Annotated in this window: 33 protein-coding genes and 4 pseudogenes; 15 read left to right on the forward strand and 22 right to left on the reverse strand. The window is 39.5% G+C overall.

Annotated elements, in window-relative coordinates; translation table 11 throughout:
- Positions 1-42: 42 nt before the first annotated feature.
- From ACUN2T_RS22015 to ACUN2T_RS22040, 6 genes are all read right to left on the reverse strand, one after another.
- On the reverse strand, positions 43-492 hold the full coding sequence (locus ACUN2T_RS22015; protein WP_445495044.1) for a flavodoxin: 450 nt from the start codon (positions 490-492) through the stop codon (positions 43-45).
- 931 nt (positions 493-1,423) lie between these two features.
- Positions 1,424-2,194 (reverse strand): tRNA pseudouridine(65) synthase TruC, encoded by a 771-nt coding sequence (gene truC / locus ACUN2T_RS22020; RefSeq protein ID WP_445495045.1) that lies wholly within the window; start codon positions 2,192-2,194, stop codon positions 1,424-1,426.
- 1 nt (position 2,195) lies between these two features.
- The gene (locus tag ACUN2T_RS22025) at positions 2,196-2,528 is read right to left on the reverse strand and encodes a YqcC family protein (protein ID WP_445495046.1); all 333 of its coding nucleotides are present in this window, start codon (positions 2,526-2,528) and stop codon (positions 2,196-2,198) included.
- A gap of 535 nt (positions 2,529-3,063) precedes the next feature.
- On the reverse strand, positions 3,064-3,615 hold the full coding sequence (syd, locus tag ACUN2T_RS22030; protein WP_445495047.1) for a SecY-interacting protein: 552 nt from the start codon (positions 3,613-3,615) through the stop codon (positions 3,064-3,066).
- 825 nt (positions 3,616-4,440) lie between these two features.
- Entirely contained in the window at positions 4,441-4,896 is a 456-nt protein-coding gene (locus tag ACUN2T_RS22035; protein WP_445495048.1) for a hypothetical protein, read from the reverse strand.
- Positions 4,893-5,345, reverse strand: coding sequence for a hypothetical protein (locus ACUN2T_RS22040; protein WP_445495049.1), 453 nt, complete (start codon positions 5,343-5,345; stop codon positions 4,893-4,895). Before ACUN2T_RS22040 ends, ACUN2T_RS22035 begins: the two co-directional genes overlap by 4 nt.
- Positions 5,346-5,390: 45 nt before the next feature.
- Between ACUN2T_RS22040 and ACUN2T_RS22045 the strand changes: the two genes are divergently transcribed.
- On the forward strand, positions 5,391-5,732 hold the full coding sequence (locus tag ACUN2T_RS22045) for a transposase (protein WP_445495050.1): 342 nt from the start codon (positions 5,391-5,393) through the stop codon (positions 5,730-5,732).
- A gap of 252 nt (positions 5,733-5,984) precedes the next feature.
- Here ACUN2T_RS22045 and ACUN2T_RS22050 read toward each other — a convergent pair whose 3' ends face one another.
- The 11 genes and pseudogenes from ACUN2T_RS22050 to ACUN2T_RS22100 form a co-directional block, all read right to left on the reverse strand.
- Positions 5,985-6,167: a hypothetical protein gene (locus tag ACUN2T_RS22050; RefSeq protein WP_445495052.1), complete on the reverse strand. Its 183-nt coding sequence runs from the start codon at positions 6,165-6,167 to the stop codon at positions 5,985-5,987.
- Positions 6,168-6,450: 283 nt separating this feature from the next.
- Positions 6,451-6,630 (reverse strand): annotated as a pseudogene (locus ACUN2T_RS22055) (Tn3 family transposase); the annotation flags it as partial.
- Positions 6,631-6,712: 82 nt separating this feature from the next.
- Positions 6,713-7,279, reverse strand: coding sequence for a carbapenem biosynthesis protein CpmH (locus ACUN2T_RS22060; RefSeq protein ID WP_445495053.1), 567 nt, complete (start codon positions 7,277-7,279; stop codon positions 6,713-6,715).
- Positions 7,276-7,812 (reverse strand): carbapenem biosynthesis protein CpmG, encoded by a 537-nt coding sequence (gene cpmG, locus ACUN2T_RS22065; protein WP_445495054.1) that lies wholly within the window; start codon positions 7,810-7,812, stop codon positions 7,276-7,278. Before cpmG ends, ACUN2T_RS22060 begins: the two co-directional genes overlap by 4 nt.
- Positions 7,802-8,650, reverse strand: a complete 849-nt coding sequence (locus tag ACUN2T_RS22070) for an SUMF1/EgtB/PvdO family nonheme iron enzyme (RefSeq protein ID WP_445495055.1) — start codon at positions 8,648-8,650, stop codon at positions 7,802-7,804. The genes cpmG and ACUN2T_RS22070 overlap by 11 nt, the downstream gene beginning before the upstream one ends.
- A gap of 60 nt (positions 8,651-8,710) precedes the next feature.
- Positions 8,711-9,742, reverse strand: coding sequence for an IS630 family transposase (locus tag ACUN2T_RS22075; RefSeq protein WP_445495056.1), 1,032 nt, complete (start codon positions 9,740-9,742; stop codon positions 8,711-8,713).
- Positions 9,743-9,774: 32 nt separating this feature from the next.
- The gene (locus ACUN2T_RS22080; protein ID WP_445495057.1) at positions 9,775-9,936 is read right to left on the reverse strand and encodes a hypothetical protein; all 162 of its coding nucleotides are present in this window, start codon (positions 9,934-9,936) and stop codon (positions 9,775-9,777) included.
- On the reverse strand, positions 9,933-10,115 hold the full coding sequence (locus ACUN2T_RS22085) for a polymorphic toxin type 17 domain-containing protein (RefSeq protein ID WP_445497955.1): 183 nt from the start codon (positions 10,113-10,115) through the stop codon (positions 9,933-9,935). Before ACUN2T_RS22085 ends, ACUN2T_RS22080 begins: the two co-directional genes overlap by 4 nt.
- A gap of 276 nt (positions 10,116-10,391) precedes the next feature.
- Positions 10,392-10,589 (reverse strand): hypothetical protein, encoded by a 198-nt coding sequence (locus tag ACUN2T_RS22090; protein WP_445495058.1) that lies wholly within the window; start codon positions 10,587-10,589, stop codon positions 10,392-10,394.
- Between the two features lie 237 nt (positions 10,590-10,826).
- Positions 10,827-11,297 carry an SMI1/KNR4 family protein gene (locus tag ACUN2T_RS22095; protein ID WP_445495059.1) on the reverse strand — a complete coding sequence of 157 codons (471 nt, stop codon included), beginning with the start codon at positions 11,295-11,297 and terminating at the stop codon, positions 10,827-10,829.
- 2 nt (positions 11,298-11,299) lie between these two features.
- Positions 11,300-13,217: pseudogene (locus ACUN2T_RS22100) on the reverse strand (DUF637 domain-containing protein); the annotation flags it as partial.
- A 290-nt stretch (positions 13,218-13,507) separates the two neighbouring features.
- Between ACUN2T_RS22100 and ACUN2T_RS22105 the strand changes: the two are divergent.
- From ACUN2T_RS22105 to pemK-mt, 3 genes are all read left to right on the forward strand, one after another.
- Positions 13,508-13,636, forward strand: coding sequence for a hypothetical protein (locus tag ACUN2T_RS22105; RefSeq protein ID WP_445495061.1), 129 nt, complete (start codon positions 13,508-13,510; stop codon positions 13,634-13,636).
- A 94-nt stretch (positions 13,637-13,730) separates the two neighbouring features.
- Entirely contained in the window at positions 13,731-13,988 is a 258-nt protein-coding gene (locus ACUN2T_RS22110) for an AbrB/MazE/SpoVT family DNA-binding domain-containing protein (protein WP_445495062.1), read from the forward strand.
- Between the two features lies 1 nt (position 13,989).
- Positions 13,990-14,322 (forward strand): type II toxin-antitoxin system toxin endoribonuclease PemK-mt, encoded by a 333-nt coding sequence (pemK-mt, locus tag ACUN2T_RS22115; RefSeq protein ID WP_445495063.1) that lies wholly within the window; start codon positions 13,990-13,992, stop codon positions 14,320-14,322.
- Positions 14,323-14,852: 530 nt separating this feature from the next.
- Here the strand turns inward: pemK-mt and ACUN2T_RS22120 are convergent.
- A pseudogene (locus tag ACUN2T_RS22120) lies at positions 14,853-15,272 on the reverse strand (ExeA family protein); the annotation flags it as partial.
- A 75-nt stretch (positions 15,273-15,347) separates the two neighbouring features.
- Here ACUN2T_RS22120 and ACUN2T_RS22125 point away from each other — a divergent pair.
- The 4 genes from ACUN2T_RS22125 (at position 15,348) to ACUN2T_RS22140 (ending at position 17,118) form a co-directional block, all read left to right on the forward strand.
- On the forward strand, positions 15,348-15,638 hold the full coding sequence (locus ACUN2T_RS22125; RefSeq protein WP_445495064.1) for a hypothetical protein: 291 nt from the start codon (positions 15,348-15,350) through the stop codon (positions 15,636-15,638).
- A gap of 284 nt (positions 15,639-15,922) precedes the next feature.
- Positions 15,923-16,123 carry a hypothetical protein gene (locus tag ACUN2T_RS22130; protein ID WP_445495065.1) on the forward strand — a complete coding sequence of 67 codons (201 nt, stop codon included), beginning with the start codon at positions 15,923-15,925 and terminating at the stop codon, positions 16,121-16,123.
- Positions 16,124-16,138: 15 nt separating this feature from the next.
- On the forward strand, positions 16,139-16,822 hold the full coding sequence (locus tag ACUN2T_RS22135; RefSeq protein ID WP_445495066.1) for a hypothetical protein: 684 nt from the start codon (positions 16,139-16,141) through the stop codon (positions 16,820-16,822).
- 71 nt (positions 16,823-16,893) lie between these two features.
- A complete protein-coding gene (locus tag ACUN2T_RS22140) occupies positions 16,894-17,118 on the forward strand; it encodes a hypothetical protein (RefSeq protein ID WP_445495067.1) in 225 nt (74 codons plus the stop codon).
- 14 nt (positions 17,119-17,132) lie between these two features.
- On the opposite strand, the gene ACUN2T_RS22145 is transcribed toward ACUN2T_RS22140, so the two are convergent.
- On the reverse strand, positions 17,133-18,173 hold the full coding sequence (locus ACUN2T_RS22145) for an IS630-like element ISPlu16 family transposase (protein ID WP_445493697.1): 1,041 nt from the start codon (positions 18,171-18,173) through the stop codon (positions 17,133-17,135).
- 87 nt (positions 18,174-18,260) lie between these two features.
- Between ACUN2T_RS22145 and ACUN2T_RS22150 the strand changes: the two genes are divergently transcribed.
- From ACUN2T_RS22150 to ACUN2T_RS22160, 3 genes and pseudogenes are all read left to right on the forward strand, one after another.
- Entirely contained in the window at positions 18,261-18,560 is a 300-nt protein-coding gene (locus ACUN2T_RS22150) for a hypothetical protein (RefSeq protein WP_445495068.1), read from the forward strand.
- 24 nt (positions 18,561-18,584) lie between these two features.
- Positions 18,585-18,705 (forward strand): annotated as a pseudogene (locus ACUN2T_RS22155) (RHS repeat-associated core domain-containing protein); the annotation flags it as partial.
- 378 nt (positions 18,706-19,083) lie between these two features.
- The gene (locus tag ACUN2T_RS22160) at positions 19,084-19,599 is read left to right on the forward strand and encodes a hypothetical protein (protein WP_445495069.1); all 516 of its coding nucleotides are present in this window, start codon (positions 19,084-19,086) and stop codon (positions 19,597-19,599) included.
- Positions 19,600-19,646: 47 nt separating this feature from the next.
- Here the strand turns inward: ACUN2T_RS22160 and ACUN2T_RS22165 are convergent, their stop codons facing one another.
- Complete coding sequence (locus ACUN2T_RS22165; protein ID WP_445495070.1) at positions 19,647-19,826, reverse strand: DUF7706 family protein; 180 nt, start codon at positions 19,824-19,826, stop codon at positions 19,647-19,649.
- Between the two features lie 122 nt (positions 19,827-19,948).
- Here ACUN2T_RS22165 and ACUN2T_RS22170 point away from each other — a divergent pair, with 122 nt between their 5' ends.
- Complete coding sequence (locus ACUN2T_RS22170; RefSeq protein ID WP_445495071.1) at positions 19,949-20,089, forward strand: hypothetical protein; 141 nt, start codon at positions 19,949-19,951, stop codon at positions 20,087-20,089.
- Positions 20,090-21,264: 1,175 nt separating this feature from the next.
- Here the strand turns inward: ACUN2T_RS22170 and ACUN2T_RS22175 are convergent.
- On the reverse strand, positions 21,265-21,414 hold the full coding sequence (locus tag ACUN2T_RS22175) for a DUF7706 family protein (RefSeq protein WP_445495072.1): 150 nt from the start codon (positions 21,412-21,414) through the stop codon (positions 21,265-21,267).
- 467 nt (positions 21,415-21,881) lie between these two features.
- Between ACUN2T_RS22175 and ACUN2T_RS22180 the strand changes: the two genes are divergently transcribed.
- Complete coding sequence (locus ACUN2T_RS22180) at positions 21,882-22,454, forward strand: hypothetical protein (RefSeq protein ID WP_445495073.1); 573 nt, start codon at positions 21,882-21,884, stop codon at positions 22,452-22,454.
- A gap of 315 nt (positions 22,455-22,769) precedes the next feature.
- Here the strand turns inward: ACUN2T_RS22180 and ACUN2T_RS22185 are convergent, their stop codons facing one another.
- On the reverse strand, positions 22,770-23,429 hold the full coding sequence (locus ACUN2T_RS22185) for a response regulator transcription factor (protein ID WP_445495074.1): 660 nt from the start codon (positions 23,427-23,429) through the stop codon (positions 22,770-22,772).
- Between the two features lie 445 nt (positions 23,430-23,874).
- On the opposite strand from ACUN2T_RS22185, the gene ACUN2T_RS22190 reads away from it, so the two are divergent.
- Together ACUN2T_RS22190 and ACUN2T_RS22195 are read left to right on the forward strand one after the other, a co-directional pair.
- Positions 23,875-25,368, forward strand: a complete 1,494-nt coding sequence (locus ACUN2T_RS22190; protein ID WP_445497956.1) for an APC family permease — start codon at positions 23,875-23,877, stop codon at positions 25,366-25,368.
- Positions 25,343-25,939 carry a DUF3156 family protein gene (locus ACUN2T_RS22195; RefSeq protein WP_445495075.1) on the forward strand — a complete coding sequence of 199 codons (597 nt, stop codon included), beginning with the start codon at positions 25,343-25,345 and terminating at the stop codon, positions 25,937-25,939. Before ACUN2T_RS22190 ends, ACUN2T_RS22195 begins: the two co-directional genes overlap by 26 nt.
- Positions 25,940-26,455: the final 516 nt, after the last annotated feature.

The raw sequence follows: 26,455 nt of genomic DNA on the forward strand, positions 1-26,455 counted from the left end.
TACACCGCTTATATCCTATCCGGTATAAACGGTGTATTAAGATTATTCAACTAATTCGCCCCACTGTTTGATCCAGGACTGGGCAAAAACTTCCGGTTCAGCTTCTTCCATCGCATCCACCAGAAGAACCTCACCGATTCTTATTGCTCCCTGCTCGTGTAGCAGCTCATCAAAAGTACGACCACCACCACAAAAATTCTCGTAACTGCCATCACCCAAAGCGATCACGCCATAGCGTAATTCTGGCTGATAACCTAATTCATCCCGCAAAGCATAATAAAGCGGCTGAATATTATCAGGTAAATCCCCTTGTCCAGTCGTTGAAGTAATAACTAAAATTACCTGATTCAAATAGGATTGCCATTGTTCCAACTCCCCCTCTTCAAAAACTTCTATCTCATGGCCTTGTTGTTCAAGGATTAGCAGTGCTTCTTCTGCAACTGCCAGGGCATTACCGTAAACAGTACCAACAAAAATACCAATCTTCGCCATCACCTATTCTCTCTGTTTATAAGGAACGATTAATTATCCTCGCTGGCAGCCACAGAAAATTCAACCCCTTCCAAATCAGGGATAATGACTTTGCCAGCTAAGTCGTCGCACCGATCAAATGTTGCCACTGTTGGGCTCCCTCTGTCATGTCAACAATATCTCATCAGCACTAATAACTAATGATATATCTGTCAGACTAATTACGGACAGATGCGCTGATCAATGACTGTGGCTATTCTACATAAAACGGTAACAGGTAATCACCAACATTTCATCTTTAACAACTCCTAAAAAATTAAATATAATTCAAATAGATAACTTGAATTTTCTCTAAAAACCGCCATAAAGTAGCAAAATAAAGTGGTATTAAGCTAAGTTATTCAGCCAATAATAATTTAATATTAACATTACTTTTTGGAAAAATTTTAGCTGATAATATTTTCATTGACATTAAGGATTGCTTATACCCTATTTCAATGAAAATAATAGTAGAATGAAATTAATAGAATGACAGAAATAAATAAGCATAAGGAGGATGATCACCATGTTTAATAATAGGGCTGTCGTGCTTAGTGTGTTATTAAGTGCTGCAAACATCATCGGATCTGATGATCTGGGTAGATACCGTGGGTATGCAATCAGGCGTTTATGTATTTATTACTATGATTATTCTTTTTTATACTATTTACTTAGGTGCTGGAATTGAAGAAATAGTCGCTGGATTCACAATATTATTAAGTTCCTCAATAGTAATATCAACTATTTTTCTCTCAATAATAAAATCTAAAAAAACAATAACATTAGCCAGTAGACACCAATAAAATTATATACTAACAATTCCCATTTATAATATCCCCCTCAACTTTTCCTTGTCTCTTAATTAATGACCTCAATCAAGAGACAAGGAAAACAGGTATTCTTTGAAAACACCCTAATCTATAACATTTTCCATCCTGATCGCTTCGTCATATTCCAAATCTGGAATAATCCCTTGCCAGCCAAATTGTTGCATCAAATGTTGCCACGACGCATCCCATTTTGCTGTAAGAGATAACTTCTCACCGGTAACAGGGTGATCCAATTCAAGCAAACTGGCATGCAGCATCAACCGGCTGGTTTGGTAATGAGTGGTAATCCCTCTGTTCTGCCGTAAATCACCATGTGTCGTATCACCAATAATTGGATGACGAATATGTACCATATGCCGTCTCAATTGATGTTTCCGACCTGTTTTCGGCGTCAGTTCCAGCAGACTAAAGCGTGATGTAGGATAACGACCAATCTCTACCGGACATTCTACTTTCGCCAATGGCCGGTAATAAGTCACACTGGGTTGCGCCTCTTTATCACTGTCTGCAAACTTATCAGCAATTTTATCCAACTCTTCAACCAGAGCATAATCGATAATATCGGGTTCCAGCACATAGCCACGCACGACAGCATGATAAGTTTTTTGCAACTGATGAGATTCAAACTGTTGAGAAAGCTGACGAGCAACATCACTGGACAGCGCCATTAACAATACGCCTGATGTCGGCCTGTCCAGACGGTGTACAGGGAAAACATGCTGACCAATCTGATCACGCAATGTCTGCATAACAAAGCGTGTTTCGTGGCGCGCCAACCAACTACGATGAACTAACCAACCGGCCGGTTTATTAACCGCCACAATATACTCATCCTGATATAGTATTTCCAACATATCAGGCGTTATCCTGAATAAATAAGCGATCCAATGCACGAAGATGTTCAAGCAGTTGCTGACAACGCCCGGTAGCCTCTTTTTTATAAGATTCTTCAAAATAAGGAGCGATAGCGAATACCGCAGGTAACTTTGCGCCCTGTTCCAGCAACGTATACATTCCCGGAATTAATACCCACTGCAACCACTCTTCAGCCAGCATCGTATCAATTGAAAATGGTTCAACACTTTCGAAAGCTTCCGCTTTAGGCGGATGACTCTGCCATAGGTCAATTTCCCTCATGGCGTGTTCAATTAGTTGTAATTTTTGCAGAATTTGTTTTTCAGTACTCATATTTTCAGCCTGATAAATATTTATTCAAAGCTACCAAGTTCATAAGAATATCATTGATAACCGCTAAGCTGAAAATTTGCTTTTTCCATCAATCAAATAAAGAGAAGGGAGCGAACTAGCGCTCCCTTTAAGTTGTGCTTTTATAGCAGTCCGGCTAATAGTTTGCTCCCTGCTCACTCCCTGACAGATTATCCTTAATTGGTTATCCCTTACCCATCATTTTTATTTATATTGCATACAATCCTGTTATGCATTGCATCAGTCATCCTGACTATCATCACCCTATTTGTCCTTGAGGAGTTATGCGCAATGATTCCTTTCCTGCGAGGGACAGAATGAATTAATTCGCTGTATGAAACAAGCCACACAAATGGAACCGGTAAGTCAGTAAAGCAAATGAAATCTGTAATTATTTATAGGCTATTGAAATAAAATAAAAATAATAAACTAATGTTAAGCTCACCAAAGTAAACAATGACATCTCTTACATAAAGTGTAAGAGATATCTCACAAATTCAGCGTTAAAAATCCGGGCCTAAAGAATGAAGACGGGCTCAATTGCGCTAAGAAACCCAATTAAGTCAGTAGATAAGCGAGTTCGTTTGTTACTGCCAAACTGCTCCAGAATCACTTCACCGGTCAAATTACATAGAGAAATGAGACTCATATCCGAATCCACAGTAGCGATAAATGCCGTTGGCGATAGTTTCAGCCGCTTTTGCGTCACCAAATGCCCTATCAAGTTCTCCTGTAAACGGATAAAGTCATCCTCACTCCAGACCTGAATCAAACTAAACTGCTGGCCTTCAAACATGGCCGTCATATCACCGGCCAATTGCGATGTATAAAAATCATGAATTGCTGGCTGCAATTGGATATCCAGTGCAACTTCAACTCTATTCAGCTTATCTTCTGAAAGAAAAGGCTGCGGAAGCCAGTAAACCATGTCATTACCAGTATGGGTAATGCAAGGTGATGGCACACCATAAAGCTCACTGCTGGCAGGTGAAGCCCCGGTTTCCTTTTGCCACAAATCAACATAACGACGGGTAAAATCAGCCAACGCCGCTGTAACATTAGAAATCATATTATTTTCAACCAGTCACTGTTAGGGTGTACTTAATGTTATTGTAAACCAAATATTCTGACTGTTCCCCTGCCCAAAGGCTATAGATACCTACACATCACCAAACTGACCCAGAATATTTGCGGCTAACATTGTACGTGGTGACGCGATTATTGATGAGTAACATGATCCCCACGCAAAGGGTATTCGCCAGACGCTGGATGCAATCACAAATAACGATCACCTGATTGCTACAACGTTTCAGACAGTAGGAGAAAAGGGGTGAGATGGTTTTGCTCTACTGCGAGTGACGAAGGTACCTACACAGTTAAAACGTTAATCCCCAGAGAGGGATTCTCGCCATCGTAAAGAGTCCTTTATCACGGTTTTAACGTTAAATAACATTAAAGGCATAAAAAGAGGCATAGCTTAAATCAAACCGCAGAAAATCAATGTAATTGGTGGATTAAAGCAGTATAAATCAAGTTTAAACGGGCGTATTTAAGATATCACGGTGTTACATAATAACGCTAAAAGTAACCCGGTTCGTATTCGGTTAAATCATTTATTTGCGGATTTTGTTATTCCTATTTTTCATGAATGATTATTTCACTGGTTTATGAAAAAAGTTTGCCTCCAGTTTAAAACGCTATTAAAGTCGGTTCTTTTTGGGAAATAGATTATCTGATTAACCGATTCATATTTCTATTTATCCTTTTTTACGGGATACATAAGCATTAACAAAGCCAATTCTTTTTCTCTTTTTTACTGATAGATTTATGAATTGATAAATATAACCACATATAATAGCATAGTTATATTTTCTTATTTACTGTGTGTTTTATACTATAGTTTAATAAAACTGTTTGTTATTAAAACAGGCTCATCATATGATTCTAATTCTTCACTTAACCACATTTCCCCATTCCTATTTAAATGAAATTTAACTGAAGCTCCAAATTCGTCTAACGAAATAATAACATTAAGTTTATTATTGGGATTAAAAGACCTCCATGAAATAAGTAAGGAATTACAAAATAATATTGCATACTCTAAATAATCTTTATCCACATAGTCATCAATATGAAGTGAATTTACAAAACATTCAAACCCAATACAATCCTGAAAGTGTTTTTTTGATGCAGAAGAGCTATAATTCATAAGCTTTTTAGAGAAAACACAATGTTCTTTTTCAATAAATCCACTGGAAATAATTGATTGTAGTTCATCTGTAAGAACCAGATGATTCTCTTTTAACTCTTTCATTTTCTGTTTCATTTTTAAGTTGATTTTTAGCATCATTTCTCCCCTAAATATTGTTTCATACCTTTATCAATCGCATTTTTAAAACTACTATTCTTTAATAACTCATTGACTTTTTTAGGTGCATCAGGGAATGTATTTGAAATAGAATCATAATAATATTTATTTCCTTGATTGTCCTGATAGTGTAATTGTCCTGCTCGTTGACCAGGATTTGGGTTTTCCACATCAATACGTTCTTTACCTACTCCTTTCCAAATTGTTTTACTTGGTACTTGAACTCCGCTTGCATCTATCATTTGACCATTTTTGTTTAACGTATAGTCATGTGAAGATTGTTGGCCTTTATTCTTCCCAACAATCGAAGCAACTGAAACCTTACCACCGATAGCACCACCAATACCGGCAGATTCTACCGCTTCTTTGGCTATTAATGCACCTTTTTCCCAGGCAGGCAGCGAGAGTAGTGGTATAAGGATCTCGGACACTTCAAAAGCCTGCTCATGTTATTAACATGACAATGAGGTGTAACGATGAAATTGAAACCCACCAAACGCCACTATTCCGCTGAATTTAAGCTGGAAGCGGTTCAACAGGTTGTTCTCCATCAGCAGCGGGTTGTTAAGGTCGCTCGTTCACTGGGGATTGATGCCAGCACTCTGGGAAAATGGGTTCGCCAATACCAGGCTGAAATGCAGGGAATTACGCCTGTTGGCAAGGCACTGACGCCCGAACAACGCCAGATACAGGTATTAGAGAAACAGGTGAAACGCCTTGAAATGGAAAAAGAAATCCTAATATTGTGGCGCAGCGCTTCCCGCTATTGTTGGGCTTGCTGCAACAAGGCTTTTTGTTGTTGCGTGATCGTTTCTTGATCCGCCGAGCTGACAGGAATTGCCGCCTGTGCCAGTGCGGAGATTGTCAGCAGAATAAGCCCGGTCAGACTGCGGTGATAAAACGGTAATTCTCCCATAGGTAATAATTAATAATTAATAATTAATAATTAATAATTTGATAATGATATTATTAAACTATTCCAATGTGGTATTGATTTCCCGCATGAATGGATAGGGTGAAATGTGATCAAGAGCTAGATCTTTAATCCTGACAATGGGAAATGAAATATATTAAATGCTGTAAAGTGGTGATAAGGATGAAGGTAATCTTTTATACATCAATATCAACTCTTCAAGTTGCTTAATGGTATTGCGTCCCAAATCCAGCAGGTGTGCGATATCCTGCTGACTATTCTCCAGCGCATTTGTTGACCGGTGAGCGAGTAGCGTGGCATTAATAACGTTGATGATCATAATGGTGTATTAAAGGAAGTAGCTCGAATTCTTATTAATGATTTAGCAATGATTAATAACTTAGTATTATCTGTTTATGACTATGTTATATCCCCTTATGAATCCGGCAACTTGAGTGATAGCTTATATTATTTTTTGGATGAAGTTTCGGAAAAAATGATGGACTCCCAGCATTGTCTTATTAGTTATGATGACTCTAATTCCATAATGTGTAAACCACGAGAGGTTATTCGAAAAAGTATATTTCAGGAAAGTGAACAATACTTCAAAGTATAGTCTTTCGTGACAGGATGGCCGAGTTGTAATAAATGATCGCATTGGCGATCAATCGGCCGCACTGGTTGCTGATTTCGATTTCAATGTCAGTTTTTCCGGTTAATTCCTTCTTTCTACCCACTCTGGCAACGGCTGATCGTAACTGGTGATAAGACTCAACCCAATTCTAGGAACGGTGTATATTTCGCTTATTAGTCGAATCCGCTATTAAATAGTTACTTAACGGCGTGTACTATTCCGTTGTTTCTGAACCCTATTATTGCTTAAAATTAGTAAAGAATTTCAAGTTGAACAGGATCACTTATTATTTTAATAACCCCAGTGTCAGATTTTTCAAATTCAATTTGATATTTTTCATTGTCAATGCCTGTAATAATATTATCTAGATAAGAATATGCAAACCTTATTGATTTGTTTTTAGCCCATTCAGGTAATAAGTGTACATAGTAGTTAAAAACTATAAATCCTCTTTTTTTATTTATGTAATTTATATTTAGAATGTCTTGTAACATCATTCTACCGTAACAAAAATCACCATTTTTATTAAATTCTTTTTTCCCTAAATTGGTTAAATTCCATAATTTATTTTTTCCTCTTTTAAAATCCAACTTTACTAATCCAGCATCAACAAGAGATTCCATGTTCGCATTAGCCCATATAGAATCCTCATTAATTGATACTGGCCATTCAGTCTCACCTAGGCATAATAATATTTTATCGTCAATTTCTTTTTGTATTTTATTTCTAAACAATTCATTTCCTTCTGAATGACAAAAAAAAGATAAAAACAATAAAAACAATAAAAACAATAAAAACAATAAAAAATAATTTTTCATAAACCACACTTTATATTGTATTCTGTTATGGAATCACTAGCATTTTTATATTTTTTCTTTGTAAGATAGGATTTAGTATAATTCCAATAATAATTTGAAATGCCAGGTACTTCATTGTTATACTTTATATCATATTTAATAAATTCCACTGGATATTCTCCAAATATGTCATCATCATTATTTTTTTTGCGAAAAAAAATAATATAATAAACCCCATTTTTTACTCTTAGCTCGTAATCTTGTATTTTTATTTCAGAAGCAGATAATTTAAAATCAAACCAAGTAAAGCCAGTATCATTTGGGAGTGGAACTATATTAAACTTTCCACTTTCATTTTTCATAAAAACAGTTAATGTATTACTTGGATGAGATGTATTGTTTTCAAATTTAGCATAAAAAACCACATCTTTTTTTCCATCACCGTTCAAATCTATAAGATTGATTCCATCCTTTAGATTTACCTTATTTCCGCAATGAGAAAATGCCTTAAACGAGAAAAGGAAAATAAAAATAAGGTAAAATTTATGTTTCATTTAAATAACTCCTAACTAATCTAAACCCAACATCTGGCATCATATATCCTGAACTATGGTTATCACAATTGGACAAGCTGTTTGAATGGAAAAGATAACTTCCACCACAAAAATAATACAACTTAACTTTACCAAGCTCATAACTATCATAGACCCATTCAGAAACATTTCCACTCATATCGTATAAACCTAAGTCGTTTGGAGATAATTTACCTACAACCTGTGTTCCAAAATTACTTGTATTAAACTCTGGATACCACGCCACCTTCTTAGAATCATTGCTCCCAGAGTGATAGTATCCATATCTTCCTAATCGTAAGGCAGGTTTTCCCCCCCTTGCTGCAACATGCCATTCGTTTAAGGTAGGTAAACGATAGCCATTAGCCTTTATATTTATAAAAACCTCTAAGCTTTTGTCTTCTTTTCTAATAATTTTATTTCCTTTTTGAAAATATACTGGAGTGAGTTTTAATTTCTCACTTAATGCATTTGAAAAAAGAACGGTATCTAGCCATTTAATATTCGTCACAGGATGCCTGCCTTCATCCTGTTCAGGGGGAAGACAATCTTCATAATATGCCCCGTTACATCCATCATCAAAATCATAACCATTTAATATAGCCCATTCATATACCTCTTTATATTCTGAATAAGTAACTTCATTCTTCATGATATAAAAAGAATTTAATTTAACATTAGAATGAGATTCATAATTTTGAGCGCCAAATACACTACCAACGTAAAAATCACCACCTTCAACAAAACTAAGTTTCATGTCATCAAATGAATATGCTCTTAATGACATTATTATAGATAAAAACAAATAAATATACTTCATTTTTTTCCTATATTTCAATATTGCTTTTTGGGTATGAGCAGCAAGTCAATATATACCCTCTTAACTTGAAGATGCAGGATTCAGAACCTGGAAATTGTCATTAATACGGCACGACAGGTTCCCGGCAAGTTCCGGTAATATTTCCGTAAAAAAGCGATGTATTGCCTGCCTGAACAAGGCCGTCGAGGCGAAATAAGGGTTATTTCTGACCTGTTCATTCATCACCTTCCACAGCCTTTCTATCGGGTTCAGATCCGGGCTGTATGGCGGTAAGTAATGAAGGTCGATATTCATCACATAAGCCCAGTCTTTCACCAGCTTACTCCGGTGGTAACCGGCTCCGTCAAGGATAATATGAACCTTCTGACTGACCGGATAGGTTTCACGCAGGGCAATGAAGAACTCGGCGATGTGATAACTGTCGATACGGTCATACTCGCGTATCACCGTTTTACTGATATCGGCCAGATTCAGGGCGCCCATCAGGTTCAGACGGGTACGGCTTCCCGTGGTTTTCACCGCCGTTTTCTGGCCTTTGCGCATCCAGCCATAAGCCAGTTTTGCTCCCTGCGTGGGATGGACGCCATCAATGAACAGGATGGGCTCATGGTCTCCGGCTGCCTGCTTCAGTTTCCCGTAGGCTTCCATAAAGGCCCGTTGCTGTTCCGCGTTGAACTTGTGTGGCACGCCGGTCGGTTTTTTATAACTGAAGCCATTGTGGTGCAGCCATTTATTCATGCCGGGAACGGTGTAACGGATATCCCACTCTTCTTTGACAAGGCGGATAACAGCCTGTGTGGTGGGCAGAAGATTCGCGGTCAGATAAGCGATAAATGCCTGAGTCTGGGTTTCGCTGAGAGGGCTCTGAGAGCCGCCATTTTCGGGCTTGAGTTTGCGGTGATTAAGGTAATCGCTGATATGACGATTAACGGTCGTTTCATGAAGACGCAGGGCCTGAGCGATCATCACTGAACTCCAGCCTTCAGAGGCCAGCAGAACCGCTTTGATGCGATCACACTCCCTCTTATCACGGCAGGTGTGATGGAGGTGTTCAAGCTCGGCTTTTTGTTCATCGGTAATGAATATTTTCATAGCGAGGATAATGATCTCCATTTCGGATAAAATCAAGCATCTTCAATGATTACGGGTATATAAACAGCATATGATTTCCCTAACCCTTCGTCTTCACCAATACCAAAAATAACACCTTTTTGATGGCTATATTCTATTACACGATCAATATCTTGAATAATAACCTCTTGATAGAAAGTGAATTTATCTTTCATTTATGTGTCATTCTCCCGTCAAGCGAAACATTTAGATGTTTACCCTCTCTACTCGCCCAGCCCAATTGAATCTTTCCTTGTGGTGAAAGTTGGACATCCCATTCAAAAGGTTGTCCTTGAGTTCTGGAAGATCCTTTTGTCCATTCATTACCAAACTTATCAGTGCATCTTTTTCCCAGGTGGGTAGCGAATTATACAACAACCCTAAAAATCTAATGCACTCTCAGCTTCGACAAAACCTTTGAAATTGAATGGCCTAAGTCCAGTACAATACCGGACCCAAGCCATGTTATCGACCGGATGAAATTGACCAAAAATTGGGGTCCAGTTCAAAAAGACCAATATCTTTTATCACCATCCTAACAAGTTATTTAGTCCTTTAACTGAATCATTAATATAACTTTCATATTGACTTAGTGGTTTATTTCTATCTAAAGCTACAGCATAAACTTGCTCTAAACTAAACAATGCTCATAAAACTGCTCTCTCCACTCATTATTCACATCTTGTAAGCAATCCAATAAATCTCTTAAGCGATCAATGAGTACATTTAAAGGAAGATTGTTGTCAACATATGCTCCTAGAGTCTCTTTCATCAAATTAAGTTGTCTAAGATCGTACTCAGTAAGAGTAATATTGTTTAATTTATTCATTGTTTTATAATCCCAAAGTCTACCGTAACCACACGGCCAGATTTTTCATCAACGATTACTGTGAGGTTATTCGTTTTATCGTGATAAGCCATTGTGTCTGGAATTTTTCCTTTCATTTACTGTAAGGAGGTTATTGATTTGGTTAGTGGCTATTCCTGTGGATTGATTGTGACAGAGTGAATTGTAATAATAGCCCCGGTTTATAAAATACCGGGACTCATCTTATTTCGAAACTGGCTATCCTACAGCACTTTGTATTTTTGTATAAAAGAATTCACCAAAATTACTAGCAAGTGGCTTAAATGCATAGAGGTGATTCTTTACTCCAGGATCCCATTGTTCAATAACGCCTTCTTCTTTATTCGTATTACTACAATCTAAGACCACATAACCGCCATCACCTGTAGAGCAAATGATTAAATAATTATTTGGTAAATTAGAGTTATTACGTTCCTGCATTGTTATCCAGACAGCATCAGGAATGCCAGAATCAATAAAATTCGGTTTAATCAAGCCATAAAATTCCTGACCGGCAATATCTCCACATCCCAGCATTTCTAAGAAATGTCTGTAAGCAATAGGAAAATTCAAGCCAAGAATTTTTTCGGCTGCGATAATTAAATTTTCATCTTTGGGGCCTTCAAAATCAGCTAACTCAATATTTTCATTGATTATCTCAATCGCTTTATCTACATCTTCTATGATCATAATCACCTACTTTTTAAAATCCTGTGACCGGTTTTCCAGTATTGTGAACGCCATTTATCGAATTCAGTTCGATTAATTCCTGATGGAATTTTATTATCATTAATATGTAAAATACCATGATTATCTTTATGGAAAGATTGAGTGATCTCAGCTATTGGGCCATCTTGTTTTTGTAACATATGGTGTAGATTAACAGAGTTTCCATTCGCATCAAGTGGAGCTAAACCTTTTTTCATCCTTTGGATATTAGTTCGACCTCGAGCATCCACTGCATCGGGATCAAACAAATCATTCCGTTGATAAACTTTATTCCCTTTAAATTCAGCTGGATCGACTGACCAATATTTTCTTTCCTGACCAAAATATTTCGCTGTATTAACTTCATCACAGGCCTTATTGATAAATTTAGAGGCTTCCCCAACATTACCTTTTTGTAAGGCTTTCTCTGCTGCTTTGATAGTCTTTCCGGCAGCATCACCTGCACCGGGAATAATAGCTATCGCGGCGACCAGATAATCTAATGCACTCTCAGCTTCAACAAAACCTTTGATATCCCCGATAACCGGCACGAAGTCAGTACCAACGCTGATAATTTCCCCGGCTTGCTTACACGCCTCCGGTGACTGCTGACAAAAGGCCTTCTTTTTCTCCTCGTAAGCTTTGATTGTACCCAGTCTTTCTTTCTCTGCTGCGGACAGAAGGTGTGCTAGCGAATTGTAGACAATGACGATTTCCCCGGCATTAGCACCACTGTTCGCACCTTCTGCGCTATGAGTCGCAATCGCACCGGCAACGCCGCCGATAATTTTACCGCCAGCCTGAATGCTCATTGGGTCGCTAAAGGTTTTATCCAGCGTGATCGCTGCCAGTTATGCTGCCAATGCACCCACTGCGGCACCTTTTGCATTGCCTCCACCTATCTCAGCGGCCAGAGCGGATACCGCAGCATGGCTGATCGCCTTGCCGGGTAAACCCAATATTTGGCCGTTTTTACCAATTAAATTGGCTCCTTCCGCATTAATCTGGCTGCCAATATTAGACAGTAAAGCCGTGGTGAAATTGTCTTTAAAGCTGCCGCCAGTAATCGTTGTTCCCAGACTGGAGCTGATGATGGACTGGCCTGCGACCCGTTGAGCCACTTTGCTCCAGTCATGATTGCTCAGTTGGGGTAAGGTGGCTTTTGCCGGATCCAGCTTCCCGCCAGTGCGCCGCCCATTACCATGGACGTGAAAGTGGATTTAACCGTGTCGCTGCTGCCCATCGCCTTTAAGGTTTTGGATAAGTCTCCCTGATTATCCACCAGGGCGACCGCCGCCTGAGAGGCCAGCGCCGCCATGCCGGAAGCCGTCGCGCCGTAAGCCATTGAGCCCACGGTAGCGGCGGTACTGGCGGTCGCCCCCGCTGCCATCGCCGCTGAAACCACCGGGTTCAGATGCTGGCTTTTATAATCCCAGCGGTCATACGCGTCTTTGACTAAGTTCCATTGCACATCCTGACGTTCACTGAGCCCTTTCAGCCAGGCGGCGGGGTATTGCCAAAGACGGAGACGGCAGCCTGTAATGACTGACCATTTTTAGCTTTAATATCCGCGTTGATCCCGTTGGCGGCCTCTACGGTGAGTTTTCCGCCGAGATGGATCGCCGGAAGCACCCAGGTATTTTCAATGTAGCCTTTATCACTGTGGGTAATAAAAAAGCCTGTGGACTCGGTAATGGTCTGTTCAAACGTGGTGTTCTTCACCGCCTTGAAATTCACCTGACCTGTGCGGCTGGTGATGTTGGCATTTTTCTGCGTGTTAACCCGTGCGGCTTCCAGCGTCACATCATCTTTTGCCAGCAGATTAATATTACCGTCGGCGGTAAATTCGGTGACTTTATTCGTGGCGCTCTCTTTTCTCCGGGTTTCCGTCTTAGAACCAAAAACGAGAGCATAAAAATGTGTGGGGCACTTATGCGGCCAAACAGTTAAAGAAGTTTCACCTGGCAACCTAAAGCGTCGCAAAACCAGAGGGTTGACATGGATGAGAACCACTTAACGGTATAAGTATTCATGGGTCATAATCCGGTTGAATTACCTATTTTACAGCCAAACAACTCAAGTGCCCCACAGATTTTTATGCTCTCCTATAACCGGAATAGTGGCAAAGGAAATCGCTGATAAGATTTCTTCAGAAGACTTAGACCATCTGATTATGCTTCAGATGATGGGAAATGATGAAATCACACAGCTATGTTCGTCAGTCATGGCGCTGTTCTGGTGTTCCTGCTATGTATTTTCCTAGTCTACTGGCGCGGGGTAGCACCGCTGCTGGCAGTGGGCCTGTTACGCTTCTGGGATAAAAAGTTATATATTTATTTAACTTTTTAGTGTTGCCGCCTAGTTTATTTCCCTGTTGGATGTTATATTTATATATAACTTTTATGGAGGTGAAATATGCATACTACTCGTCTGAAGAGAGTCGGCGGTTCCGTTATGTTGACCGTTCCGCCGGCGCTGCTGAACGCACTGTCTCTGGGATCAGATAATGAAGTCGGCATGACCATTGATAATGGCCGGCTGATAGTGGAGCCGCACAAACGCCCACAATATTCGCTTGCTGAACTGCTGGCACAGTGCGATCCGGATGCCGAAATCAGTGCAGAAGATCGTGAATGGCTGGACGCGCCAGCTGCCGGCCGGGAGGCAATCTGATATGGAGAGAGGGGAAATCTGGCTTGTCTCACTCGACCCTACCGCGGGCCATGAGCAGCAGGGAACGCGGCCGGTGCTGATTGTCACGCCAGCGGCCTTTAACCGCGTGACCCGCCTGCCTGTAGTGGTACCCGTTACCAGCGGTGGTAATTTTGCCCGTACCGCTGGCTTTGCAGTATCGCTGGACGGTGCCGGTACACGTACAACCGGCGTTGTGCGCTGCGATCAGCCGCGCACAATTGACATGGGCGCACGGGGCGGAAAGCAGCTTGAGCGTGTGCCTGCAAAAATCATGGATGACGTTCTGGCCCGACTGACCGTAATTCTTAGTTGAATCAATAACGTGAATATGTTGCCGGCATTGCCTGTTCCTGAATAGCTGCAATATACTGTATGTAGGACTACTCGACCAGCTACCCGGTCACTACCCCTATTCCTCGGTTTCCGGATCGGTGTGAGAGCATAAAAATCTGTGGGGCACTTGAGTTGTTTGGCTGTAAAATAGGTAATTCAACCGGATTATGACCCATGAATACTTATACCGTTAAGTGGTTCTCATCCATGTCAACCCTCTGGTTTTGCGACGCTTTAGGTTGCCAGGTGAAACTTCTTTAACTGTTTGGCCGCATAAGTGCCCCACACATTTTTATGCTCTCGCACCTTGGGCTATTTTTGCCCATCCCCCGATAGGTGTAGCTGCTCGCAATTAAAAACAGCCGTACTCGCATTTGTCCGCTTTTTCGGCTCACGCTCATTGCAAATGAAATTGGGTTCAGGCTCACATTAACTGCAAATGTGTTCGCATTTATTTTTTATGCTCGCATTCCATTTCATCCTGCTCACGATAACTGCAAATGAATTCCATCATATTGGCAGCCCAACCGCCAACATTCTGTTGCGCAACTCTGTCGTGCGAACCGGATCGAGCTGATTGTTAAACAGTGCCCTGATTTCAGCAGGTTTGGCATCAAATTGTTCCACCATATCTTTCAGACGATAACCATGACGCGTTAGCATCGGCTCTAAATCATCAAGTTGTCGCGAGAGTACCGATTCTGTCAGCGTTGCTGTTATTGGTTTTTCACCAGTTTGATAACCGGCTTCCATGGCCAGCGTCAGATGCAACTGCACCTGTAATGGGGTACGGAGTTTCATTGCCAGTAAATCGATAGCCTCCGCCGTCAAAATATTTTCCGTTTTTCCTTTCCCCATGCTGGTTTTAAGCAACCACTGAATATATTCCCGTTGGCTGCCGGTGATCCCGTCCAATGTGATAATATCTGTGCTTTTTAGCCATTTTTAGTTCTTCGCTTTCGCCTCTGCCGGTTCAGCTTTCCCGGCTAGCATGGTCGTGGCTTTGTGGATAAAATTGCGAGCGCGGAACGTGATCTTACATCGCGTTATGACCAGTTGAAAAAGAACCTTTGGAAAATTGTCGGCGGAACGATGCTGTCCACAGCACTGGTTACGACTCTTGTCGTTGGGTTGAGTGCCCAATTTTTCTTCAGTGCCGGTGTGGACAGAAATTACTCCGCCATCTACAACACTTATCAGCTGGTCGAGCAGCTTAAAACGCAATGCCATACCCCAACAGGGAAACTTGATCCGGTTCCCAATAATTCAGGAAATCTAAAGAAAAAGGGGGAATGAGGGTTATATAAGATAATTATCAACTTTTAGCCGGATTTTCTAAATTGACGTAAATTCTACTACCAATACGATTTTTAAAAAATGTCGCCAGTTCTACATTAGTACTGGTGATATAAAAAAACTAATGTTATTTTTTATTGACTAAAATAAAATGTTTGGAGTTTGTATTTTCTTTTGCATGAAATTGATGCTAGTTGTTATCATTTTTTAAGTTCTTGATTGGTGTGGTCACGTTTTATATGAATGTGATATATTCATTTTTAAATTAAAAATGGAGATATTGTATGGATGAAAAAGATGATTTGATGAAAAAAATAAATAATATCATGGTTAATAGTTCAGTGAGATCTGAGGATAAACTCGCTGTAATTATGATGTTTTGTTTTCAGTTATTATCATCTACAAAAACAGATATGGTTAATATGCGAATATCTGATGGTAGGGTATTAACACTTAAATTTGATGAAAATTCAATCAAACATTAATTTTGGAGTTATGTAATGGGTTCTAGTATCGAAGATGACCTCTGGAGAGAGGTAGATCGGCAAAATGATTGGAATTTGAGAGTAGAAGAAGCTTATCGTGTAGCTGGCCTCAAGCTCGAAAGAGCTGTAAATGACACTGTAGAATTAGGTGAAGAGGTCGTAGATACTATAGGCTTAGGTATGAGACGTAAACTCTGGCAACTTTCATATTTCTTTGAGGGTTATGAAGATGTATATGCACGGATAAAAGAAGAAGATCACAGAATGAAGTTAAATCTCATGGATCTTAAAAATAAGGAGAAAAGAAATTTTATTGCAAGAATAATAGAAACATATATTGATGAAATATTTAAAGGAAACGAAGAAAGAGAAAAAGAAAGAATATATAAATTAATATTGAAATTTTCTTCAAAAATTGCAACAGGTAAATCAATTAAGTTAGGGGTGTCGGCTATAATAGCAGAGTCTATATATTTAAATGTAATTAAAAAGACCATAGTGAAAAATGTCGCTAAGAAGTTCATTAATGGAATGTTGAATATCGCTCAGGGATATGGGAATGTAGAAAAAGCATCAATATCAGCAAATAATCTAAAAATAACATGCCCCCAACTCTATTGGGCTTTGTATTTTAAAAAGTTGGAAATGTTATATTTTATAGTTGAACCTGAATTAGAAAAAGGTATTTATTTAATTTAGGGGTTTAAAAACAAGCAGGTAAACGATGAAGAAGTTGCTCGTGTACTTACGGGAATGATGGGGCATTTATAATGAAAAATAAAACATTCAGTATGGGATGGTTCAAAGATCTTTTTTTTGTGTTTTTTAAAGAATTATTGTGGTCAAATATTCCCGTTGTGGCGATTTTTATATGGGGTGTTGTGTCAGTTTATTTTTTTCCAGATGAGTGGTGGGTTGTATCTTTAATAGGTAGCTTTGTGATTATTGTTTTGTTTTTTATCCTTTCGTATATAAGTGAAAAGAAAAAAAGCTAAGCATAAATAAGATTTCATAATTGTGCTACACCCATTTTTTGTCTTCCTGGCTTTTGCTGTGATGAAAACGATGCCAAAAAGGCATCAACATAATTCAGTAACTGCCACATAAATTGACAACAATGATTTCGCGTTATTGTCTCATGGAGCGATTGCCATAACCGTTCTATTTTATTTAGCCACGGTGAATAGACCGGTAAAAACAACAGGGTAAATTTTGGATGTCGTGCCAGCCAGTCCTTTACCTTCTGACTTTTATGAATACAGTAGTTATCTAAGATTAATGTGAGGGTTTCCGCATGGGGATATTGATGATTCAGTTCATCTAACATTTTGATAAATAAATCAGAATTCTTTTTTACTCCTTTAACATAGGTGATTTGCTCTGTTTGGGCATTAAGGCAGCCCGCAAGGTAATGTTTTTCGTTTTTTCCCGGGGTGATAACCCGTTTTTGTTGTCCTTTGAAGCACCAGTCCGCGCCGATTTTCGGGTTTAAATCAATATCCACCTCATCTTCATAAAAAACGGGATGTTTTTCTGAAATGTTCGCTTTGGCTTCCGCGATCTTTGCCATTTTCTCATCGTATTCGGGATCAGGTTGTTTCACTGTGGGTGCCGCTCTACGCCAGACAATCCCCACCTGAGCAAAGTAACGATAAAGGACATTTTGCGTCAGAGAGAGGTTGAGTAATTCATTGAGGGTATGAGTCATGAGTTCAAGGCTCCAGCGAGAGCGGAGATAGCCTAACTTTTGGGGGGATTGCTGTAATAAGAAAAGTAAGAGGTTATAGAGCGGGGAGAGATCCCAGACAACAGGTCGGCCAACGGGTAAACTTTCGAGTCCTTCCAGCCCATATAATGTAAACCACTGAACCCAACGATTGACGGAAGAGCGTGCGGCATGAAGGGTCTTGGCGACATAAGTCACTGTCAATCCTTCATTGAGCATCAATAACGCCGTTAATCGACGGGAATAGTTCTTATCACGGGTTTTATGGATAAGTTTTCTCATTTTCTGGCATTCATCTTGAGGTATAGGTGCTATGATAGGCATCACTCAGTCCGTGTTGGGGTTTGGGATTTTTCGCAATTGATCAGATCGCAAAAATCGGACTGAGTTCCCTCCAAGTGATCTATTATTTTGAAAAGTTATTTAATTGAGGGAACATTTTGTTATTCATTATTTGAAGAATCCATTTTTTGCCCGAATCTGATGACGGAATTTATTGAAATTGCTGAATTTTTCTTAAGTTATGATAATGATCTTGAAATTAAACAATTATTGGAATGGATTATTAGTTGCGTTGAACAATGCTTTCTATCTCATCATGATGAGAATGATTATTACCATATAAAGAATTATTCAATAGATATAGAAAGCAAATGGGAAAATATATGGAAACCAAAACTTAATTATTTACTTGATATAGAGGGAAGTTGATTTAATACCTTAATACTTAATCAGTATTGTGCCCCGGAAATCGGCCGGTTTATCACGCCTGATCCGATTGGATTAGCCGGGGGTCTGAATCTGTATACCTATGCGCCGAATCCGATGACATGGATCGACCCTTTAGGTTGGGCGGGCAATCCTAAAACGGCAACGCATATCACCTATCAGGGTATTGATGCTGAAACCGGCAAACCGTATGTGGGCTATGCCAGTAAGCAGGGGCAGCATCCGGGTTCAAGAGTGCTGGATTACCGTTATGGCAGCAATTTTGAGCGCTTTGGTGGTGAACCACCTGAAGTTATCTATAAAGGTTATTCTCAAGCAGGTAAAGATACTGCTCGTGGACTAGAACAACGGCGATTTGAAAATCTGGGTCAAACAATTAAACGCAACGGCAAAGGAGGCAGCCGTTGCTGACGGCTGTGTTGATTAAATGGTGAAACGAATTGTCTGGAAGCATAACCATCTGGTTAATATTAAACTGAGGGATAATCTGTATACCATTGGACAGATGCTTAATAGTGTAGAAATGCAGTTTTATGATATCTGTAATACAGATGGAGTATGGAAAAATATTTATTTAAATCAAGTGCCTATTTTGTTTCGGATTTTAGTTGTCAATGCTGTTTATAAATTGATGCCAGATAAAATTAAAGACAAATCAGTTATTCCTAATACTCAATCCTATAATAATTACTGGATAAAACCTTATTCTTCATTCGATGGTGATCATTATCTTGGGGATAAAAATTCTTTTTTATTTATGGGCGGTAAACTGATTGATATCGGAACCACACTGGCACCCGTATTAAAAGAAGGCTTAACCTTACCAGAAGATCGGGAACTCATTGAAAAATATGAACTGACCAATATGTGGTCACATGAAGAGTTAGCAGAACGTCTGTGTCGCTATTTTGATACCGGTATTAACCGTGATGACTTGAAATTCGAGGTGTTTCCGGGACTGTGGGATGATAGAGAGCAATTAAGGCCCTTGACCAGTCGTTTACCGTTACCGCTACGATAATATAAAAAACCGGAAGATCTCTGTGATCTTCCGGCCTGAATGATGATCTACCGGGGTGAATATTTACAGTAAGCCAGCGCGGACTGGAGCTTACCGATGACATCCTTAATCTGATACGCTTCCTCGTCATTCACCGCACAGGCCCGTATCTCAGACCAACACAACCGCTTAACCAGTTGGGCCAGGGCCAGCGCTTCAATGTGGGTTAATTGAAGTAACAAAAACATGAGATTATATTAAAGCATTTAACAGAGTTAACCGCATAGCGAAAAAATAACTATAGCAACTGACCGCCATTCTGAAAAATTGCACTTATTAGTCGAATTTGCCGCATTTATCAGTATTAAAAATGATTAAAGAAATCGACTTTGATTTTAATACCATTAGTATATTTATTATTCCTTTTGGTTTTAAACCTAAAAATCAAATACAAGAAAAAGGAAAAACGAGAAAATCCGAGTATCAATTTAATGAAAATGGAAAAATTTAAATACAAAGAAGTAAATAGAAAAACGATTATATTTATAAAAATGGCCCAATGAAAACCATTCATTAAATAAATTTTTAATTAAAAAACAAGAAAACTCTCGAAATGAGAATCGCTTCACTCTATATCACCTTTTTAACAGTATTCATTTTATCTTTTTACCTGTATTTCCCTTTTTTAAAAATCACAAGTTCATTTTTATCGGTGATTAATCAGTTAAGGGTTAAAAAACAGGTACTCCATTAATACCTGCTTTTTAAAAAGATACAGAGTAGCTAAAAACAGCCTATCCACATCCATGTTTAATGTGTTTGTCGGCAATGCTATCCTCTGTTTATTTTACATTTACCTAATCTATCGGGACCCTTTAAAAACACGAACATAGAGATTAAAGCTTTTATATAAAAGGCAGATTAAACTCAATAAACGTGATTTTCAGAAGGACAGTAAATTGCGTTTAATCGAACTCCATTAAAACTATTAACAGGGAGTTAAAGATAAATCAACGAGAAAAAGAATATTATCCGAAAAAATAAAAGTATATTTTTATACCATCTGGCTATTTACAGGCTGATTTGACCCAGTAAAATAACGTCAATAAAGATAAAAATTGAGTATAATCAACGTAGATAAAACATAATATATCATGATGATTAAACTGAATAAAAAAGGCAATTACACAATTAAAATTACAGTCTCTACAGGACTCATACGCCAATTTAAACTTTTTTTACACTATCTTATCCGTCAAATAATATTACTTTTATACGGTTTTATTTAAATCGTTCCTCTTTTTATACCTTTAATGTGAATCCAAGCATCGTTATTTTTCCAATATTTTTTCAGGACTTAAATCCTGCCAGATTAACCGTTTTATCCATTTTTTATTGCGTTATTTTTTAGGGTTTTATTCGTAAAATAACTGACGAGAAAGCGCTTTAATATCCATCTGTTCCGATAATATTCTTTTACGTGCGGATTTCTTTTCAACTCTCTATTAATGGTTAATGATTTTCAATTAAATGCAATTCACTATCATTTTGAAAAGTTGCATTTATTATGTGAATCTACCCGATTGAAAAATTATATGACTAAATAAAATATGGTTGAACGTTCAGAAAATATGGATGCCCTTTTTTCTAGTGGTACAGAAGACATGATAGATGATATTAATATGTTCACTGTCGAAGAATAAAGTTAAAAGCCGGAAGAGCTCCGCGATCTTTCTGCCTGATTAATGATCTGCCGGGTGTATATCCACGATAAGCCAGCGCTGATTGGAGCTTACAGATCGCGTCTTTGATCTGGTATGTTTCCTCGTTATTCACCGTACAGGCGCGTATCTCCGCCCAGATCTTTGTACTTCAGTTCTTTCTGCAAGTCATTTTATATGACTCAGAGGTGTCTACGAAACCTGTGTCGATTCAACCCACAATCCTTCTGATTACCTGCCTGAAATTGATGGAAATCGATTTTGATGTAGAAACGGTCAATCGGCATTGGTTGATTTTATATGGTTATAATTTCATTTAGTGACTATTTACATGCTTTTCTATTAGGCGTAGTATTGGGGAGATTGATGGCTTTCTATACAATAGTTATCCGGTGTGAGTCATCTTAGTTACTTACTCCTTCTAAATTGCGTTGTTTTGGATGGTTCTTCTCCATCTAATCAAGGTCAAGCAAACTGATGAACAATTATTTTTAATCTATCCAATGAAAGGAGAACAACAATACTTAACTCGTTACAGAACAATCTTTGAGTTCCTTTAGCACTAACTAAAGAGGAAAGACTATGAAAAGTCACAATAGGTTATCGTTATTCACGCTTTTACTGTTCACTGCCAGCGCGGCGGCATTTTCGGTGCAGAACAATTGGCCCGGCACGAAAGTAGGCGAACCAACACCGAAAGTCAAAGGGATTCCCCAAGCTCTGGCAAGGAATCTGGCTAACTTTGACGACCTTGATTTCCGTGTCTACACAGACCAAAGATGGTGGGAGCTACATAAGAGCCATGCCATGGACATTATTGTTCACTATCCTGATGGTCATACTACTAAGGGCATTCGAAAGCATATTGAAGATCTGAAGTATATGTGGACATTTGCCCCTGATAACCGAATCACAGAGCACCCGGTACGGTTTGGTACTGCTGATGCGGAATGGACCGCTGTAACGGGGTTTGATGATGGGACATTTACGAAACCCATGGTTCTCGCGGATGGTAAGGTTATTCAACCTACAGGTAAGGCGTATCACCTCCCCATGGTAACACTTGGGCACTGGAACAAAAAAGGGGTTATGGATGAAGAGTATCTGTTCTGGGACGATGCTGAACTTATGAAACAGATAGGTGTTAGTAATTGATTCAACAACTTTGTACGGATTTGCTTAAGGGCGAGTCCGTACATGTTGCAATGTACCTGTTTGGGTTTTCCCCAATGGTGGTTGAGAGCATGATAGCTTGCATGCGCACTTCTTTACAAAACCGGCTAGGCAGAAAGGGACTTGGATCTGACAGTCAGCAAATGCATAAAAGTTTTCGATACTTCAAGTCTATTTCCCTCCCGCCAGATCGATGAAATTACCTGTGACATATGAAGCTTAGTCCGATAATAATCAAGCTATCTCTTGTGTAACTTCTACTGGTTGACCGCCATGTTTTATGGGCTACCCGACCAATTACAAGTGTCGAGTAATAAACCCACAGGAAACCAGCTCAGTGCGGTTGGTGACTTTAGTTTTGGCAAAGATATTACGCAGGTGGGTTTTTACCGTAGACAGGGAAATATCAAGTATTTGTGCAATACGTTTGTTACTTGAACCTTCTCTTACCAGATTAATAATTTCCTGCTCTTTAGCCGTCAGAATAGCCGGCGTTTCAGGCAGTAAATCTCTGGCGGCTAATTCAATTAATGGCAAGATAGTACTGAGGCGGTTAAAGTCTGGTGGGGTAAATGGTGTATCTCGAAATAGAGAAACGCCGGCAATAATCCGGTTATGCTGGCGGATAAATATTTCCGCAATGTCCTGTATGTTATTTGGCAGCATAAATTCATGGTAATACTTATTATTCTTCGTAAGTGTCTGCTGATCCATGCTAATCATATTTATCTCATTTTGCTGATAATTGGCAGGTCTCAGTGGATCTAATGGCTGGAAATTAGCCAGATAATTTTTATGTATTTCGTCTGAAATACCGTACAAAATGTAATTCTCCGGGTGTAACTCATTGTTCACCAGATAGAATGCCGCTGCTGAGATAGGAACCAGATGGGCAATGGTATTCAGGCAGCTACTGATTAAGGCATTTTCACGGCTGGTCGGGAGTACGGTAGACAAGAAAGTTCTCTCTTTAGAGTAGTATCTAACTGGATAAATTAATATCGACGATTAATCAAATGCTAATTAAAACGCAGAATTAACACAAAACAAACATATTAATAACGTGATGTGGGCTGCAATATACGAAATTTCCTAAGGTGATAATAACTCACTAATCATACTATGTTGGTACATATCTGAAATAATTTCTTTATGTATTAATAAATAGGTTTGTTCTTTATTGATTGATATTTAAATGGTTATTTTTGTTTTGCTTTATCTGTTTGTATTTTTCGTCATACTTATTCTGTGACTCATCCCTCTTTGGGTATCATTCTTTAGGACGATGGTCGGTATTCCTGTTCACTTTCTATAGTGTATTTATCCTCGATAAAGTTTACAAAAAATTCACATATGAACCGTTGTGAGCGTTATTTTTACGACCGGAATAAAAGGGAACATGATGAATATGTCAACGCGGCTTACTTCGCACATTGAAAAGGGGGTGGTAGGGTTTCCTACCACACTGGCAAGTTCAGTCGGAGTTATCATGGCAAGCCCGGTTATTCTGACCGTGACAAGTGGTTTTGGCATAGGTGGTGATACTTTCGCCCTGGCAATGTTGATCAGTTTTATCATGATGCAGGCTCAGGTGACGACGTTTGCTGAGGCGGCAGCTATTTTGCCTACATCCGGTTCTGTTTATGATTATATCTCTTGTGGGATGGGACGGTTCTGGGCGATTACTGGTGCGCTTTCAGCTTATTTAATTGTCCATATTTTTGCTGGTACGGCAGAAACGATCCTGTCCGGCGTTATGGCGTTAGTTAATTTTGAGAACCTGAATACGGTGGTAGAAAGTCATAACGCGTCGTGGATGGTAGGTGTTGGACTGGTTATTACGTTCGGATTACTGAATGCGCTGGGTATTGAAGCGTTCAGTAAAGTTGAAATTGTGCTGACATTCTGCATGTGGAGCACGTTGGTTATTTTCAGTATTTGTGGGTTATTGATACCGTTTTCTGTGCCGCTGGAGAGTTGGTTTGGTGAAGGGCTGAATCTGAGCGATCCATTGGCGGTACTGAGTCTGGTGGGTATGGCGATGTTTATGTTTGTCGGTTGTGAGCTGGTGACGCCGATGGCACCTGAAATTAAAAACTCTGCAAGAGTGATTCCCCGGGCAATGATGACAGGCTTGTGTGGCGTGGCTTTTTGTATGTGTATATATGGGGTGTCAATCAGTCATCAGGTGGAAAATGTGCTGGTGGATGCAGAAAATAATGTTCATTTACTGGAAACGCCAATGGCGATCCCTGCTTTTGCGGGTCAGGTAATGGGTGATTTTGGTAAGTATTGGATTGGTATCGGGTTATTACTGGCGGGAGCGGCCACGATTAATACCCTGATGGCGGCGGTACCTCGTATTCTCTACGGTATGGCATTGGATGGCGCATTGCCGCGTATTTTCGCTTACCTGCATCCACGTTTTAAGACGCCAATATTTGGGATTCTGGTTGCAGTGATGATCCCTTGTTTGCATGCCTTTATTATTCAGGGGGATTTGAACCGGATTATGCCGTTGGTGTTGGCTGCCGTATGTGCCTGGTGTGTGGCTTATTTGCTGGTGACGTGTTCGGTGGTATTACTGCGTATCCGCAGGCCTGATTTGCATCGTGCCTATAAATCACCGTTTTTCCCGTTACCTCAGATTATCTCCAGTGTGGGGATTATCCTGGCGATTATTCATATCACCCCGTCGGGAATGAATCCCAGTGAAATATATATTCCATTCGCCATCATATTGGGTCTGACGGCCAGCTATGCTCTGTTCTGGACGTTATGTGTGCAACGGGTGAATCCGTTCAAACCCGTACCGGTTGAGCAGGTGCTTTCGCATACTTTTACTAAAGGTGAATTGCCGGAGGTGAAACTTGAGCCGCTTCGTTCCCTTGTTTGATCGTGTGTGGCGGCGGTTGAATAAACCCCGCTATCCTGCCGGCTATCAGGCCGGTGTTACCCTGAGCAGGCTGGAACAGAATCTGTCACCTTATTGTTGTGAGCGTTTATCAGCAAAAAGTATGCAAATCATTTTGCCTGATGGATTGCAGATTGAAGTTTGTGAAAAGCCGAAAGCGTTGTTTCTGGCCTACATTGTAAGTTGCTGTTTTCGTTTGGACGGAATAACGCCACTGAAGGAAAAAATAATTATTAAAGCCAAAGTTAAAGGGATATTTCGGCGGAAGTCGGTGACTTATTATTGTTGTCAGGGGGCAGAATCTGGGCAGCAGGTTATTGATTTACTTAATCAGTATCCGTTAATTGGTGAAACGTTGGCGGAATTGGATTTTCGGGATCTCACATTGAATATTCATCAGGGGCAATGGCGGTTTGAGGTGGTGCATTTTGCCGCTTCTGAGATTGTCAGCCGGTTGCCAGCCAGTCGTCGTTATTTACGCCTGACGGCTGAACAACGTCATCTGTTGCTCAGTACATTGCTGATGTTTAGTCAGCTAATGGGAAAGTTTTAATTTAGGCAATTTTTCTGCGTTGTGAAGATTAGGAAAAATATCGACTTGAGTTTTTTATGGCTATACGTGAGATTTATCGGAACACATAAACAATATGATGCGATGGACGCTAACACTATTGAGCCGTAGTAAAAAGCGAGGAATTAGGATTTAACCCATACGGGTATGTCAATAATCCAGTGAGTTTATATTAATCCTCATGGCGAAAGAGGTATATTCACAATAAATCGTATTTTTATGGATAAGCTAAGATCGATATCACAGATACCCCGGAAAATTTAAATAGCAGTGACAATTCCGGATCCTCATCGTATAAAAGTTATTGAGCCTATTAAAATGACGACAAAGCCATATCGTCAAAACGTGCTTGCGGAGGCGGGATTAAACCCTTTTCTTTTGAGGTATGACGATGTTTTTATTAATCTTTTGACTGACAGTGGTACAGGAGAAATGAGCGACCAGTAATGGTCTGGAATATTCTAAGGTAATGAATCATATGCGGGCAGCCGAAGTTTT

It is taken from the genome of Photorhabdus machadonis (genome assembly GCF_052657765.1).

Coding starts and splice junctions, on each gene's coding strand:
- ACUN2T_RS22075 (WP_445495056.1), bottom strand. CDS start 9,742: ATGAAAATATTCATTACCGATGAACAAAAAGCCGAGCTTGAACACCTC.
- ACUN2T_RS22165 (WP_445495070.1), bottom strand. CDS start 19,826: ATGTTTTTGTTACTTCAATTAACCCACATTGAAGCGCTGGCCCTGGCC.
- ACUN2T_RS22140 (WP_445495067.1), top strand. CDS start 16,894: ATGAAAAATAAAACATTCAGTATGGGATGGTTCAAAGATCTTTTTTTT.
- ACUN2T_RS22130 (WP_445495065.1), top strand. CDS start 15,923: ATGGATGAAAAAGATGATTTGATGAAAAAAATAAATAATATCATGGTT.
- syd (WP_445495047.1), bottom strand. CDS start 3,615: ATGATTTCTAATGTTACAGCGGCGTTGGCTGATTTTACCCGTCGTTAT.
- ACUN2T_RS22135 (WP_445495066.1), top strand. CDS start 16,139: ATGGGTTCTAGTATCGAAGATGACCTCTGGAGAGAGGTAGATCGGCAA.
- ACUN2T_RS22180 (WP_445495073.1), top strand. CDS start 21,882: ATGAAAAGTCACAATAGGTTATCGTTATTCACGCTTTTACTGTTCACT.
- ACUN2T_RS22045 (WP_445495050.1), top strand. CDS start 5,391: ATGAAATTGAAACCCACCAAACGCCACTATTCCGCTGAATTTAAGCTG.
- ACUN2T_RS22110 (WP_445495062.1), top strand. CDS start 13,731: ATGCATACTACTCGTCTGAAGAGAGTCGGCGGTTCCGTTATGTTGACC.
- ACUN2T_RS22170 (WP_445495071.1), top strand. CDS start 19,949: ATGATTAAAGAAATCGACTTTGATTTTAATACCATTAGTATATTTATT.
- ACUN2T_RS22090 (WP_445495058.1), bottom strand. CDS start 10,589: ATGAATAAATTAAACAATATTACTCTTACTGAGTACGATCTTAGACAA.
- ACUN2T_RS22070 (WP_445495055.1), bottom strand. CDS start 8,650: ATGAAGTATATTTATTTGTTTTTATCTATAATAATGTCATTAAGAGCA.
- ACUN2T_RS22095 (WP_445495059.1), bottom strand. CDS start 11,297: ATGATCATAGAAGATGTAGATAAAGCGATTGAGATAATCAATGAAAAT.
- ACUN2T_RS22080 (WP_445495057.1), bottom strand. CDS start 9,936: ATGAAAGATAAATTCACTTTCTATCAAGAGGTTATTATTCAAGATATT.
- ACUN2T_RS22015 (WP_445495044.1), bottom strand. CDS start 492: ATGGCGAAGATTGGTATTTTTGTTGGTACTGTTTACGGTAATGCCCTG.
- ACUN2T_RS22160 (WP_445495069.1), top strand. CDS start 19,084: ATGCTTAATAGTGTAGAAATGCAGTTTTATGATATCTGTAATACAGAT.
- ACUN2T_RS22025 (WP_445495046.1), bottom strand. CDS start 2,528: ATGAGTACTGAAAAACAAATTCTGCAAAAATTACAACTAATTGAACAC.
- ACUN2T_RS22060 (WP_445495053.1), bottom strand. CDS start 7,279: ATGAAAAATTATTTTTTATTGTTTTTATTGTTTTTATTGTTTTTATTG.
- ACUN2T_RS22190 (WP_445497956.1), top strand. CDS start 23,875: ATGAATATGTCAACGCGGCTTACTTCGCACATTGAAAAGGGGGTGGTA.
- pemK-mt (WP_445495063.1), top strand. CDS start 13,990: ATGGAGAGAGGGGAAATCTGGCTTGTCTCACTCGACCCTACCGCGGGC.
- ACUN2T_RS22105 (WP_445495061.1), top strand. CDS start 13,508: ATGATGAAATCACACAGCTATGTTCGTCAGTCATGGCGCTGTTCTGGT.
- cpmG (WP_445495054.1), bottom strand. CDS start 7,812: ATGAAACATAAATTTTACCTTATTTTTATTTTCCTTTTCTCGTTTAAG.
- truC (WP_445495045.1), bottom strand. CDS start 2,194: ATGTTGGAAATACTATATCAGGATGAGTATATTGTGGCGGTTAATAAA.
- ACUN2T_RS22145 (WP_445493697.1), bottom strand. CDS start 18,173: ATGCCTATCATAGCACCTATACCTCAAGATGAATGCCAGAAAATGAGA.
- ACUN2T_RS22035 (WP_445495048.1), bottom strand. CDS start 4,896: ATGATGCTAAAAATCAACTTAAAAATGAAACAGAAAATGAAAGAGTTA.
- ACUN2T_RS22050 (WP_445495052.1), bottom strand. CDS start 6,167: ATGATCATCAACGTTATTAATGCCACGCTACTCGCTCACCGGTCAACA.